The sequence below is a fragment of the Pseudomonas sp. IT-P218 genome (assembly GCF_949767605.1).
Classification (GTDB): Bacteria; Pseudomonadota; Gammaproteobacteria; order Pseudomonadales; family Pseudomonadaceae; genus Aquipseudomonas; species Aquipseudomonas putida_AE.
Genome location: NZ_CATKQQ010000066.1, coordinates 23,282 through 37,044, shown reverse-complemented (window position 1 = coordinate 37,044; position 13,763 = coordinate 23,282). Strand labels below are relative to the sequence as shown.

Here is a 13,763-nt window from a genome sequence, read left to right as displayed (position 1 = left end):
CCCCGAGGCGTTCTCAGGTTTATCGCGAGCAAGCTCGCTCCTACAGAGGGGGGCGCATTATCGGCGTTGGAGGAGGCCGCGCAGGGCGAGGGCGGCTGGAATACCCAGGCCAAGCCAGCTCAAGGCATCCCAGATCCCATCGCCCAGCAGCGCGGCGAACAACCCCGCCGCGCTGAACAAGGCGATGACGGTGGGGGTGGCGAACACCTTCCAGAAATTCGACTGCCGGGGCCTCATGCCATGCTCTCCGCTTTTTCCAGCACGGGTTTCGCAGCCTTGCGCCGCACCACCCACAGGTAGACGCCGCTGCCGAGCACAATGATCGTCAGCACATCCAGGGTCGCCCAGAGAATCTGCATCGGCATGCCGCCGTAGTCACCGAAGTGCAACGGCTGTGACATGCCCATGGCGTCCATGTACCAGGGCCGTTCGGCCACGGCGGTGACTTGCAGGGTGCTGGCGTCGATCAGTACCGGCGTCAGCAAGTGCGAGGTCAGGTGCGTGCTGCCTTTCATGAACACCGCGTAATGGTGCTCGCTGGAGAACCGCGTGCCGGGGAAGGCAATGAAATCCGGCTGCATGCCGGGTGCGACTTCCTTGGCGATGTCGAGCAAACGCGTGGCCGGCGCCAGTTGCGTCAATGGCGGCGCATCGCGATACGGCGCGACCATCGCGCTCAGGCTGTCGTTGCGCCACGCGGCGATGAGCAGGTCGGCGCAGGCACTGATCACACCGGTTACACCCACCACCAGCGCCCAGGTCAAAGTCACTACGCCGATCAGGTTGTGCAGGTCAAGCCAGCGCAGGCGGGTGGATTTGTCCTGGCGCACGGTGGCGAATTTCAAGCGGCGCATGAACGGCAGGTACAACACGGTGCCGGACACGATCGCGACGACGAACAGCAACCCCATGAACGCCAGCAGCAACTTGCCCGGCAGCCCGGCGAACATGTCCACGTGCAGGCGCAGCATGACCATCATGAAGCCGCCATTGGCCGACGGCATCTCCAGCGCTTCGCCGGTGCGGGCGTCGAGCATGAAGGTGTGGGACGAGTTCGGCTCGGTGCCGGCGGTGGCCGCCATGATCGCGATCGCGCCATTGGGTTCGTCCTCGTCGAAACCGAAGTACTGCATGACTTCGCCGGGACGATGTTTTTCAGCCGCCTGCACCAACTGCTGCAAATTCAGCTGCGGGGTGTCCGCCGGCATCTGCTTCAACTCGGCGGCATCGCCCAGCAGATGGTCGATCTCGTGGTGGAAGATCAACGGCAGGCCGGTCAGTGCCAGCATCAGCAGAAACACGGTGCAGATCAGGCTGGTCCAGGTGTGGACGAAGGACCAGCGGCGAATTGTTTTACTTTTCATTTCATAGCCTTCAGAAAAACCTAAGCCGCCCACGAAGGACGGCCGGGTCGTTGGGCCTGTCGGGTCAAGCCGTTACCACTTGTAGTCAAGGCTGGCCATGACGTTGCGACGGTCGCCGTAGTAGCAGTAGAAGCCGTCACAGGTCGATATGTATTCCTTGTCGAATACGTTGTTGGCATTGACGCTGACACTGACACCCTTGAGGACGTTGTCCAGGCGGCCAAGGTCGTAATGAACACCCGCGTCATAGACGGTATAGGAATCGCTGTGGCCATCCGACGGATCGCGTACGAAGGCCATGCTGCCGATGGCGATGTTGTCGGTTTCGCCGACATAGCGCACGCCGAAGCCGATGCCGAAGCCATCCAGGACTCCGGTATGCCAGGTGTAGTCAGCCCATGCAGCGGCCTGGTTTTCCGGGGTTAGTGGCAGCGGGCGGTTTTTGTCCAGCGGATCGGTGACTTTGGTCATCTTGCTGTTGGCGTAGGTGTACGAAGCGGTCAGGTTCAGGTTTTCGTTGACGTTACCCGTCGCTTCCAGCTCGAAGCCCCGTACTTTCGCTTCACCCAGCGGGCGAGATACGCCCAGGGTGTCGCTGAGTACGATGTCCTTGCGGGTCAGGTCATAGGCCGCTGCTGTGAACAGCATGTCGGTACCCGGAGGCTGGTACTTGAGGCCCACTTCATATTGCTTGCCGGTTCCCGGGCGGAATGCCTCGCCGTTGGCGCCACCCGCTTCCGCCTGGAAGGATTCGGCGTAGGAGACGTAAGGCGTAAAGCCGGAGTCGAACACATAGCTGATGGCCGCGTTGCCGCTGAATTGGGTGTCGTCGCGGCTGTCCTTGGCGTTGTTCATGTTGTAGAACGTCGAATCGGTATGCAGCCAGTCCTGACGACCGCCCAGGGTCAGGCGCCAGTTGTCGAGGGCCAACTGGTCCTGGACGTAAAGGCCTGTGTCATGGGTCTTCTGGTTGTAATCATTGAACGCGGTGTATTGGACGTTACTGAAGTCCTGGCCGTAAATCGGGTTGGTGATATTGCTGGTGGGCGCGCTGCCGAACAGCCATTTGTAGTTGGTGTTGACGCGTTGGTGATCCAGCCCCAGCAACAGGGTGTGCTTGATGGCAGCGGTGTCGAAATCGGCCTGGAAATTGTTGTCCACAGCGAACTGGCTAAGGTCTTCGTCAACCACGTTGGCACCCCGGGACAGGGTGCCGTCGTCAGCGACCGAACCGTAGAAGCCACCCGAGGTGATGCTCTGGAAGGACAGATCGCTCTTGGTGTAGCGAAGGTTCTGGCGGAACTGCCAGACGTCGTTCATCCGGTGTTCAAAGGCATAACCCAGCGCGTAATAGGTCTTGTCGTAGAACTCCCATTCTGGATCACCGAGATTCTTGTGGAATTTCACTTCTCCGGCGGGCGTGGACAGTTTGGTGCCTTGTAGCGGCAGGAACTGGCTGGTGGTGCCGGTATCGTCACAGTTGTACTGGCTGAGGAAAGTCAGCGTGGTGTCGGGATCAATGTTCCAGGTCAGGCTGGGAGCGATGTTGTAACGCTTGTCGTCAATGTGCTCGATGGTGGTGTTGCTATCGCGCACGACGCCGCTGACGCGGTACAAAAAGCGCCCTTCGTCATCGACCGGACCGGTGCTGTCGAAGCTGATCTGCTTGCGCTCGTAGCTGCCGACCTGCAATTGCACTTCGTTGCTGGCCAATGCATCGGGACGACGACTGACCATGTCGAGCATGCCGCCAGGTGGTGTCTGGCCGTAAAGCGAGGACGCAGGGCCACGCAGCAGGGCTACGCGCTCAAGGTCCCAGGTCTCCATCTTCGGCATGGTGTAAGTGCCCTTTGGCAGCGGCAAGCCATCGAGGAACTGGGTGGGCTCAAATCCACGAACCTTCAGCCACTCGGCACGGCTATCGCTGCCGTAGCTGCTGGCAATGACCCCGGGCATGTAACGTACGGCGTCATCCAGGTTCTGTACGGCACGGTCCTGCATCTGCTCGCGGGTGGCGACAGAGATCGAGCGCGGTACTTCGGCCAGTGCCGTATCCGTCTTGGTCCCGGCGGCCGTGCGCTTGGCCAGATACCCTTGCACCGGGCCCCAGGCGTTTTCAGTATCTGCTTCCACGCCGATGACGCTGGTCGCCGGCAGCGCCATCACGCCCTCGGGCACCGCCACCAGGGTGTAGGTGCCGCCGCTTTGTTCCAGTTGCAGACCGGTGCCGCGCAGGGCTTCGCGCAGGGCGCCGGCAGCGTCGAACTGGCCCTGGACCGGGGCCGACGTCTTGCCGGCGGCCAGCGACGGGTTCAACGACAGCGCCAGACCCGCCTGGCTGGCGATCTGGTTCAGGGTGCTGGCCAATGGCGCGGCCGGCAGGTTGTAGGCGCGAACGCTGGACGCCTGTTCAGCGGCGATCAGTTGGCTGCTGGCCAAAGGGGTGCAAAGGGCAATGGCAAGCGCCAGCAAACCGGGGCGCAACAAGGTGTCTAGCGAACGGGACATACAGCGGCTCCTGAAAGTGAATACTTCTCAATTGCCTAGGTGCCGGACGAAAATCAAAAAGTGATAGGGCTGGATGAAAATAATTTCGATTCATCATTTGCACGGCGTCCTGCACCACCTGTCAGGGCTTGGCCGCCACCGTCACCCACCATGGCGTGTGCTGTTCGATCTGCACCGGCAGGGTCGGCAACAACGCGTTCAGGGCCAGGTTGGTATCCTTGAGTGGGAAGCTACCGGTGATCCGCAGATCAGCCACTTCCGGCGCCACACCCAGGTGACCCGGGCGATAGCGACCGATTTCACGCACCAGATCCTCCAGCCGCGCGTTGTCCACCACCAGCATGCCGCGGGTCCAGGCATCGGCGCCGAGGTTGAGCGCGGCAATCGGGCCCAGGCCGTCGTTGCGAATCAGCATTTGCTGGCCTTCGCGCAGAATCTGCTCTTCGGGACTGGATTGCGGATGGGCGGCCACCGCCGATTGCAGCACGCTCAGACGCGTGCCTTGCTCTTCACGCTTGACCAGGAACCGCGTTCCCAGGGCGCGCATGCTGCCTTCGCGGGTTTCAACGATAAACGGCCGGGCATCGCCGTGAGCGGTTTCGATCAGGATTTCGCCTTCCTGCAGGACGACCAGTCGCTGCTTCTCATCGAAACGCACGTCCACCGCACTGTGGGTGTTGAGGTTGATCAGGGTGCCATCATCCAGGCGAATGGTGCGTTGCTCCCCGGTGGCGGTGCGCTGGTCGGCCAGCCAATAGTCGATTGGCAGGTAACGCTCACCGGCAAACAGCGCCAACCCCAGCACTGCAACGACGCTGGCCAGGCCGCTGCCAAGCTTGCGCACCCGCCGGCGAATGCCTTCGCGCGATTGCAGCAGGGCGGTGCGGGCCGGGCCGCTGGCGACGCTGAAACGCTGGTCGAGCATGCCCAGTTGACGCCAGGCGCGGGCGTGTTCTTCGTGGGCGGCGTGCCATTTGGCGAACTCTTCGCGTTCCACCGGGTTGCCGGAGTCCAGGGACAGTTGCCAGGCGATAGCGGCATCGAGCACCTGCGCCGACACCGGCTTGGAGTTGACCGGGCTCATGTTGGCTCACCGTACAAGGCGATGTAGCACTGACGGATGCCCTGGGCCAGGTATTGGCGCACCCGCGGCACCGACACCCCGAGGCGCTCGGCAATTTCCGCGTGGCCCAGGCCATCGAGACGATTGTAGAGAAACGCCGCACGGGCCTTGCTCGACAGCTTGCCCAGCAGACGATCGATGTTTTTCAGGTCTTCGAGGATCATTTGCTGTTCTTCCACCGACGGTTGTTCGGCTTCTGGAATCAGCATCAGCTCGGTGAGGTAAGCCTGTTCCAGCGCGGCGCGGCGGAAGTAGTCGAACAGCAGGCCCTTGGCAATCGCCACCAGGAACGCCCGCGGCTCGCGCGGCTCTTTGAGTTCCTCACGTCCGAGCAGGCGCACGAAGGTGTCCTGGCTCAGGTCCTCGGCCCGTTGCGGGCAGGCGACATTGCGCCGTAGCCAGGCCAATAGCCAACCGCGGTGGTCGCGATATAGCGCACCAACGAGCTCACTTTGCGGGCTTGGGACTGACGACACGCAGCATCACCGATTGGGAAGTGTTAACTAACGAGAATTGTTCGCGATTCTGTCAGAGGCGAGGAAGGTAAGCAATTGACACCGGTCGGGTAGGGGTAGGGTTTGTCGTAAGACCTTGTAGGAGCGAGCTTGCTCGCGAAAAACGTCAACGATGACGCGTTTTGCCGGTAGGACCGATGCGCCTGATGTTTTTTCGCGAGCAAGCTCGCTCCTACAGGGGGGGGGTGTCAAAAAGAATGGGTTTGCTGCCGCCGCTTCCACTGATTCAACCGCTGCTGCAAGTTCAACGGGCTATGGATATGCTGCTGACGCGCGCGGCTGAACAGGATCAGCGCCATTTCGGCGGTCGCCAGGGCGTCGGCGCTGGCGTTGTGACGCTCGAAGACTTCCAGCTTGAACCAGTCGATCCACTCGTCCAGACCGGCTTCGCGGATGTTGGCCTGGGGACACAGCAAAGGGGCGATATCCGCCACATCCAGGAAAGCATGCTGCAACTTGTAGCCCAGGTGATCTTTCAATGCGCGTCCCAGCATGTGCTGGTCGAACGGCGCATGAAAGGCCAGCACCGGGCTGTCGCCGACAAACTCCATGAACTCCAGTAACGCTTCGGCCGGATCGCTGCCGGCGGCAATGGCGCTGGGTCCCAGGCCGTGAATCAGCACACTGGGGCCGAGTTTGAGTTCGTCGCATTGCAACGTGCGCTCGAACTGGCGACTGAAGTCGATTGCGCCATCCTCGATGACCACGGCGCCGATGGACAGTACTCGGTCCTTGTTCATGTTCAGCCCGGTGGTTTCCAGGTCGAGCACGACCCAGCGCTGCTCGCGCAGGCTGCATTCACTCAATCCGCCCACCGTTGGCAGGCATTGAAGGCGCTGCTGCAGCTCTACGGACAAGCTTGGGCCTGCGGGGCGCAGCCATGAAAACAGGCTCATAGTTGGTACCGCAGGTTCAGGCTGCTTTGCAGGCGTTGAGCCTGGCGCAAGGATTCACGCAGGATGCGTCGATCCAGATGATTGAGGCTGTCGGGATCGACCCGGTTGGAGTAGGGCAAATTTTCCCGGGTCTGCAGCTGATGTTGTTGCATGCGGGTTTGCTGGATGAAGTGATAAGCCTCTTCGTACGCCGCGCCGTCCAGTGGCTCGATGACCTCCTTGGCCACCAGCTGGCGGAAGCGCTCTAATGTGTTGTTCGCTTCGATGCCGTGGGCCAGGGCAAGTAACCGCGCGCCGTCGACGAAGGGAGTCAGGCCCTGGATCTTCAGGTCCAGAGTGGCCTTCTCACCATTTTTGCGCGCCAGCACGAACTCACGGAAACGTCCTACGGGAGGACGATTGCGCAGTGCGTTTTCCGCCATCATGCGCTGGAACAGGCGGTTGTCGGCCACCTGGTCGAGAATCCCCCGACGCAACTGTTCGCAGCCTTGCTCGCTGCCCCAGACCACGCGCAAATCGAAGTAAATACTTGAACCCAACAGGTTCTCTGGCGTGGCCTCTCGGATAAACGCCGCAAAGCGTCGCGCCCATTCGGCCCGGGACAGGCACAGCTCGGGATTGCCGGCCATGATGTTGCCTTTGCACAGGGTGAAACCGCAGAGCGCCAGGCTCTGGTTGATCTGATGGGCGATGGGCAGCAGTTTTCCGCGAATCTCGGCGGCGTGGGCGGCGTCCTGTGCTTCGAACAGAATGCCGTTGTCCTGGTCGGTGTGCAGCGTCTGTTCGCGGCGACCTTCGCTGCCGAAACACAGCCAGCTGAACGGGATACCCGGGTCGCCTTTCTCGGCCAGGGTCAGCTCGATCACCCGGCATACGGTGTGGTCGTTGAGCAGAGTAATGATGTGGGTGATCTGGGTCGAAGACGCGCCGTGGGCCAGCATGCGCTCCACCAGTTGACCGATCTCGCCCCGCAGCAGCACCAGGTTTTCCACACGCTGGGCGCTGCGAATGGTGCGCGCCAGGTGAACCAGGTCGACCCGTTGCAGGGAAAACAGATCGCGTTCGGAGACCACGCCGCACAGGCGCTGATCCTTGACCAGGCAGACGTGGGCGATATGCCGCTCGGTCATTGCAATCGCGGCATCGAAGGCGCTGTGGTCCGGAGACAGAAAAAACGGCGACCGGGTCATATGCCGCTCGATCGCCTCGCTGAAGTCGCCGGTGCCGTTGGCCACCACATGACGCAGATCACGCAGGGTGAAAATCCCCAGCGGCGCCTTATGTTCATTGACGATCACAATGCTGCCGACCTGCTGCTCGTGCATCTGGGTCACGGCCTCACGCAGGGGTGTGATTGGGCTGCACATCACTGGATGGCGCATGGCCAATTCACCCAGGCGGGTGTTGAGAGAATATTGGGTGCCCAGGGTTTCCACGGCTTTTTGCTGGACCTGCTGATTGACCTGGTCCAGCAGGCTGCTCACACCACGCAGGGCAAAATCGCGGAAGGTGCCGGAAATGGCGAACAACTTGATGAATGCAAGTTTGTTCAGCTGCAGGCAAAAGGTGTCTTCGGCGGCGAGATGTTCGGTACGGGTCGCACGCTCCCCCAGCAACGCAGCGAGGGGGAAACACTCGCCGGTGGTGATTTCGAAAGTGGTTTCGGTGCCGCCCTTGGCCGTGTGCGGCCGTTCGCCGACGACCCGACCCTGCTTGACGATGTAAAAGTGCTCAACCGGGCCGTCCGCGGGCTTGATGATGCTCTCGCCGGGGGCATAAAAACGCAGCTGACATTGCTCGACCAGGTACGCCAGGTGCGCGTGTTCCATCTGGTTGAAGGGCGGGAAGCGCTGAAGGAATTGCAAAGTGCCCTGGATGTTCTGCAACACCGCGGTTTTCCCTGCCTGTGTGAAGGCGTCCGCTTTACTCATAACCATTACCGCAGTCTTTTTTTGAATTGTTGTTGTCGGATGACTCACCCATGGTCGACCCCTACGGTCGGGGTGCCCATTGGACGTAAGTCTAGGTAGGCCGCAAACGTGATGCAGATTCGGAAAGAACCTACCCAAACGTGAGAAAAACCTCACCTTTGCCCTATTGGAAAATTTTCCGACGGAGTGCACATTGATGGTGTGCTCAGCGATGTCTCACCACTGTGCTAGGGAATTGAATTGAACATGTAGAGAATGCCATGTCCGACCACGATATTTTGAGTGACGCCGAGCGCCAGGCGCTCAGTGACGTCATGCTGGAACCCGACCTGCCGCCGCAACGGGTGCTGATCGTCGACGACGACAAGGACGCCCGAGAGTTGTTGTCGGAGATCCTGGCATTGGACGGCATTCGTTGCATGACGGCAGCCAGTGGCGAAACCGCACTCAAGATGTTGGAAGAGAAACCCTCGATTGGCCTGGTGATCACCGACCTGCGCATGGGCCATATCGATGGCCTGGACCTGATTCGCCAGGTGCGGGAGTCTGTGCGGGCGGCGATGCCGATCATCATCGTCTCCGGCGACGCCGACGTAAAAGACGCGATTGCCGCGATGCACCTGAGCGTAGTGGACTTCCTGCTCAAGCCGATCGATGCCGAAAAATTGTTAGCGCTGGTCAAGCAAGAACTAGGAATTCAGTAACCAAACATTTGTAAGTGATAGTTGCCTCGTATCTCCTTTCAACCGTGTTTAGTGGAGTTTGCGTTCTCCTGTGTGTAATTAAATTTTTCTCCTTGAGTTGAGACAAGTCTGCTCATAAATAGCTGGCGGTTGTTGCTCAAGTTTTCAGATATCTTCCCAAAGATTGAAGTTCGGATGACTTTTGTTGTATCCGTTTTTCAATCAACTCAGAAAAATAATAACTAATCATTACATGCCGATTTCTTAGCCCGGAAGCGACTCATTGAGTGGCGCTATTGAACAAGCGTGTTCTCATTTTGCTGAGTGATTCCATTTTTGACCTGGAAGTTAGAGTTTTCAGGTGTGTGCGTGTGAATGGTTATAAGGGAACAACATGATAAAAATGGATTGGCGCGACTTGCTTTTGATTCTCGTAGTAACAGTCATGTGGGGTAGCAACTATTCGGTCATTGATATCAGCCTCGATGGAATAGACCCGTTTATGCTGACTGCCTTGCGTTTCACTTTTTGTGCATTTCCGTTGGTGTTTTTCGTTCCTAAGCCGAAAAACATCAGTGCTTCAACCCTCGCGCTATACGGTTTGTTGTTCGGGGTCGGAATGTGTTGGTTGATGAACTACGGAATGTTTCTCGGGGTCAGTGCTGGTGTGACTTCTTTGCTCCTGCAATTCAGTGCCTTTTTTACGGTCATATGGGGAGTGATGTTATTCGGCGAAAAAATGTCGGCCATTCAGGTAGCAGGTATTCTCCTGGCATTGGTCGGGCTGATGTTCATCATTCATATGACCGAATCGCATGACCAGAGCCAAGGTCTGTTCCTGATACTACTGGCAGCCTTTTGCTGGAGTCTTTGCAATGTACTGATCAAGAAAAGCAAGGTCGTCGACATCTTTTCCTTCGTCGTCTGGTCGAGTCTGTATGCAATTGCGCCGCTGTACCTGATGACTTATTGGGTGAAGGGGGCTGAGCCCTTTGAGGCGTTGTTGACGGACTTGAATACGTCGGTGTTGTTGTCCATCCTGTTCCAGGCGTACGTGGCGACCATTTTCGGTTATTGGGCGTGGAACCGCTTGATCAGGAAGTATCCGGCGAGCCAGGTTGCCCCGTTGTCTGTCATCGTTCCGGTATCCGGTATCCTGACTTCATGGTATGTGCTCGATGAACCCATTGAAGGCGTGAAACTATTTGCCCTCGTGCTTACGGTCCTGGGTATTGCCATATTCATGTTTGCACCAAGAATTGCGAACTACATCGCTGAAAGCGCCTTACGGCTCAGGAAATAACGGGGCAAAAACAATAATCCCCCGGTCGTAAGGCCGGGGGATTGTTGTCGAGCAACTATATTTTACAGCGCGTTCCTGGCCTTGAACTCGCGACGACGACGGTGCAGAACCGGCTCGGTATAGCCGTTCGGCTGCTTGGTACCTTCCACCACCAGTTCGACCGCCGCCTGGAAGGCGATGTTGCTGTCGAAGTTCGGTGCCAGCGGACGGTACAGCGCATCACCGGCGTTCTGACGATCCACCACCGGCGCCATGCGCTTGAGGCTTTCCATCACTTGCTCTTCGGTGACGATGCCATGGCGCAGCCAGTTGGCGATGTGCTGGCTGGAAATACGCAGCGTGGCACGGTCTTCCATCAGGCCGACGTCATTGATGTCCGGCACCTTCGAGCAACCAACACCCTGGTCGATCCAGCGCACCACATAACCCAGGATGCCCTGGCTATTGTTGTCCAGTTCGTTCTGGATCTGTTCGGCGGTCCACTGCGGGTTCACGGCCAGCGGGATGGTCAGGATGTCGTCCACCGACGCATGGGCACGCTTGGCCAGTTCGGCCTGACGGGCGAACACGTCGACCTTGTGGTAGTGCAGCGCGTGCAACGCAGCGGCGGTCGGCGAAGGTACCCACGCGGTGTTGGCACCGGCCAATGGGTGAGCGATTTTCTGTTCCAGCATCGCTGCCATCAGGTCCGGCATGGCCCACATGCCTTTACCGATCTGCGCGCGACCTTGCAGGCCGGTGCTCAAGCCGATATCGACGTTGGAGTTCTCGTAGGCGCCGATCCATTTTTCCGCCTTCATGTCAGCCTTGCGCACCATCGGGCCGGCTTCCATGGAGGTGTGGATTTCATCGCCCGTGCGGTCAAGGAAACCGGTATTGATGAACACCACGCGCTCGCTGGCGGCCTTGATGCAGGCCTTGAGGTTGACCGTGGTACGGCGTTCCTCATCCATGATGCCGACTTTCAGGGTGTTGCGCGCCAAGCCCAGCACGTCTTCGATGCGCCCGAACAGCTCGTTGGTGAACGCCGCTTCTTCAGGACCGTGCATCTTCGGCTTCACAATGTAGATGGAGCCGGTGCGGGTGTTTTTGCGCGAAGTGTTTCCGTTGAGGTTGTGCATCGCCGCCAGGCAAGTCACCAGGCCATCGAGGATGCCCTCAGGCACTTCGTTGCCGTCTTTATCGAGGATCGCGTCGATGGTCATCAGGTGACCGACGTTGCGCACGAACAACAACGAACGACCGTGCAGGTTCACCGCGTTACCGTCGACACCGGTGTAGGCGCGGTCGGCGTTCATGGTGCGGGTAAACGTCTTGCCGCCCTTGGCGACTTCTTCCGACAGGTCGCCCTTCATCAGGCCGAGCCAGTTGCGGTAGATCACCACCTTGTCATCGGCGTCGACGGCGGCGACCGAGTCTTCGCAGTCCATGATGGTGGTCAGCGCGGCTTCCATCAGGATGTCTTTGACACCCGCTGCGTCGGTCTGGCCGACCGGGGTACTGGCATCAACCTGGATTTCGAAGTGCAGGCCGTTGTTTTTCAGCAGGATCGCGGTGGGTGCCGAGGCATCGCCCTGGAAACCGATCAGCTGGGCATCGTTGCGCAGGCCGCTGTTGCTGCCGCCTTTGAGGGCGACCACCAGTTTGCCGTCAACGATGTTGTAGTGCGTGGAATCGACGTGGGAGCCGGCTGCCAAGGGCGCCGCTTCGTCGAGGAAGGCGCGGGCGAAGGCGATGACCTTGTCGCCGCGAACCTTGTTGTAGCCTTTGCCTTTCTCCGCGCCGTCACCTTCGCTGATGGCGTCGGTGCCGTAGAGCGCGTCATACAGCGAACCCCAGCGGGCGTTCGAGGCGTTGAGCGCGAAGCGGGCATTCATCACCGGCACCACGAGTTGTGGACCGGCCATGCGGGCGATTTCTTCATCGACGTTTTGCGTCGTTACCTGGAAATCGGCCGCTTCTGGCAGCAGATAACCGATGTCTTGCAGGAAGGCTTTATAAGCCACGGCATCGTGCGCCTGGCCGGCGCGTTCCTGGTGCCAGGAATCGATACGAGCCTGGAAATCATCGCGTTTGGCGAGTAGGGCTTTGTTCTTCGGCGCCAGGTCATGAATGACCTTGTCGGCACCGGCCCAGAACTTATCGGCGGTGAGGCCGGTACCGGGAATGGCTTCGTTGTTCACGAAGTCGAACAGGACTTTGGCGACCTGCAGGCCACCGACTTGAACGTGTTCAGTCATTGCTTGCCTCACTCTGCTCAGCTATTTCGCTTTTCAGCTCTTCAATTTAACAATGAAGCCTCTGGCCATTTAAACCACAAACCCTGCGACCAGTACATGCCATTTCTGACGGCTGGGTGGGGACCAATCAACGGCTTTAGGGCCTTGCTGACAGGGCTTTCAGGGATGCGACTGCGCCTGTGGCGGACATCGATCCAACGTTATGTAGTGCGCGCAGCGGCATACTACATGATGAGTTGCGGTTGTGAAAATTAGACTAATTACGTCGTTCTGCGACCCCATGACGCATTGCAGTCACGTCGCGGATCGGGATGTTCTCAAAAAACCATGAGATTGTTCCAGTTAAATATAAAAAGTTGTACACGATTTATTGTTCGCTCAGATCGGTGGTGCATCGCTTCGCTGGCAAGCCAGCTCCTGCAGGCGATGGCGTCAGTCGATTCAGCACATCAACCACCCTTGCCTATACTTCTCTTTCAATAACAAAAGAGGGCTGCGCCATGGACCACCTCGTACTCACTGTTTTTGCACCGGACAAGCCTGGGCAGGTCGAGCGCATTGCCCAATGCATCGCCGAGCAGGGCGGCAACTGGCTGGAAAGCCGCATGTCACGCATGGCTGGGCAATTCGCCGGGATTCTTCGGGTCGGGGTGCCTGCGGAAGCCTACGATTCACTGGTCGATGCCTTGCAAGGGCTGTCGGCCCACGGCATTCGCGTATTGATCGCCGAAAGCGGCATCGAACAGTCGTGCACCTGGAAACCGATCGCCATGGAACTGGTGGGCAATGACCGGCCGGGGATCGTGCGCGACATCACGCGCTTGCTCAGTGAACAGGGGGTCAACCTGGAACGACTGGTGACCGAAGTACGTCCGGCGCCCATGAGCAGCGAGCCGCTATTCCACGCCGAAGCGATACTGGCGGTGCCGTTGACGCTGTCCCTGGACGTACTGCAATCGCGCCTGGAAACCCTGGCGGACGATCTGATGGTGGAATTGGTCCTGCGCAGTGAACCTTGATCGGGTTATCCAGATTAAACGTGCACCTGCCTGTGGATAACCTGTAGAGACAGCCCGCCAGGCCACGCCGGACGTGGCTTATCAAAGATTGATCAAAAAACCAGCAGTTTCAGTGACTTGCGCACAAACGGCGGGGATCACGCTGTGGATAACCTTGGGAAGGATCGGTGCAGGCCACGGA

At 59.1% G+C, this 13,763-nt stretch carries 11 protein-coding genes; 3 read left to right on the top strand and 8 right to left on the bottom strand.

What is annotated here, in order from left to right; translation table 11 throughout:
• Nucleotides 1-57: 57 nt before the first annotated feature.
• From ACM6I6_RS24640 to ACM6I6_RS24610, 7 genes are all read right to left on the bottom strand, one after another.
• Nucleotides 58-237 carry a hypothetical protein gene (locus ACM6I6_RS24640; RefSeq protein WP_274075550.1) on the bottom strand — a complete coding sequence of 60 codons (180 nt, stop codon included), beginning with the start codon at nt 235-237 and terminating at the stop codon, nt 58-60.
• Nucleotides 234-1,364 (bottom strand): PepSY-associated TM helix domain-containing protein, encoded by a 1,131-nt coding sequence (locus ACM6I6_RS24635; protein WP_414920843.1) that lies wholly within the window; start codon nt 1,362-1,364, stop codon nt 234-236. Before ACM6I6_RS24635 ends, ACM6I6_RS24640 begins: the two co-directional genes overlap by 4 nt.
• A 72-nt stretch (nt 1,365-1,436) precedes the next feature.
• Nucleotides 1,437-3,872 (bottom strand): TonB-dependent siderophore receptor, encoded by a 2,436-nt coding sequence (locus ACM6I6_RS24630; protein WP_414920842.1) that lies wholly within the window; start codon nt 3,870-3,872, stop codon nt 1,437-1,439.
• A 121-nt stretch (nt 3,873-3,993) separates the two neighbouring features.
• Complete coding sequence (locus ACM6I6_RS24625) at nt 3,994-4,956, bottom strand: FecR domain-containing protein (RefSeq protein WP_274075547.1); 963 nt, start codon at nt 4,954-4,956, stop codon at nt 3,994-3,996.
• Entirely contained in the window at nt 4,953-5,471 is a 519-nt protein-coding gene (locus tag ACM6I6_RS24620; RefSeq protein WP_032831242.1) for an RNA polymerase sigma factor, read from the bottom strand. Before ACM6I6_RS24620 ends, ACM6I6_RS24625 begins: the two co-directional genes overlap by 4 nt.
• Before the next feature lie 227 nt (nt 5,472-5,698).
• Nucleotides 5,699-6,406 carry a PolC-type DNA polymerase III gene (locus ACM6I6_RS24615; protein ID WP_414920841.1) on the bottom strand — a complete coding sequence of 236 codons (708 nt, stop codon included), beginning with the start codon at nt 6,404-6,406 and terminating at the stop codon, nt 5,699-5,701.
• Nucleotides 6,403-8,343, bottom strand: coding sequence for a putative nucleotidyltransferase substrate binding domain-containing protein (locus ACM6I6_RS24610; protein ID WP_414920840.1), 1,941 nt, complete (start codon nt 8,341-8,343; stop codon nt 6,403-6,405). Before ACM6I6_RS24610 ends, ACM6I6_RS24615 begins: the two co-directional genes overlap by 4 nt.
• A 254-nt stretch (nt 8,344-8,597) precedes the next feature.
• On the opposite strand from ACM6I6_RS24610, the gene ACM6I6_RS24605 reads away from it, so the two are divergent.
• Together ACM6I6_RS24605 and ACM6I6_RS24600 are read left to right on the top strand one after the other, a co-directional pair.
• Nucleotides 8,598-9,041, top strand: a complete 444-nt coding sequence (locus tag ACM6I6_RS24605; RefSeq protein WP_274075544.1) for a response regulator — start codon at nt 8,598-8,600, stop codon at nt 9,039-9,041.
• Between the two features lie 373 nt (nt 9,042-9,414).
• Nucleotides 9,415-10,323 carry an EamA family transporter gene (locus tag ACM6I6_RS24600; protein WP_274075543.1) on the top strand — a complete coding sequence of 303 codons (909 nt, stop codon included), beginning with the start codon at nt 9,415-9,417 and terminating at the stop codon, nt 10,321-10,323.
• A gap of 62 nt (nt 10,324-10,385) precedes the next feature.
• On the opposite strand, the gene ACM6I6_RS24595 is transcribed toward ACM6I6_RS24600, so the two are convergent.
• Nucleotides 10,386-12,563 carry a malate synthase G gene (locus ACM6I6_RS24595; protein ID WP_414920839.1) on the bottom strand — a complete coding sequence of 726 codons (2,178 nt, stop codon included), beginning with the start codon at nt 12,561-12,563 and terminating at the stop codon, nt 10,386-10,388.
• 500 nt (nt 12,564-13,063) lie between these two features.
• Here ACM6I6_RS24595 and ACM6I6_RS24590 point away from each other — a divergent pair, with 500 nt between their 5' ends.
• Nucleotides 13,064-13,582, top strand: a complete 519-nt coding sequence (locus ACM6I6_RS24590) for a glycine cleavage system protein R (protein WP_274075541.1) — start codon at nt 13,064-13,066, stop codon at nt 13,580-13,582.
• Nucleotides 13,583-13,763 lie beyond the last annotated feature (181 nt).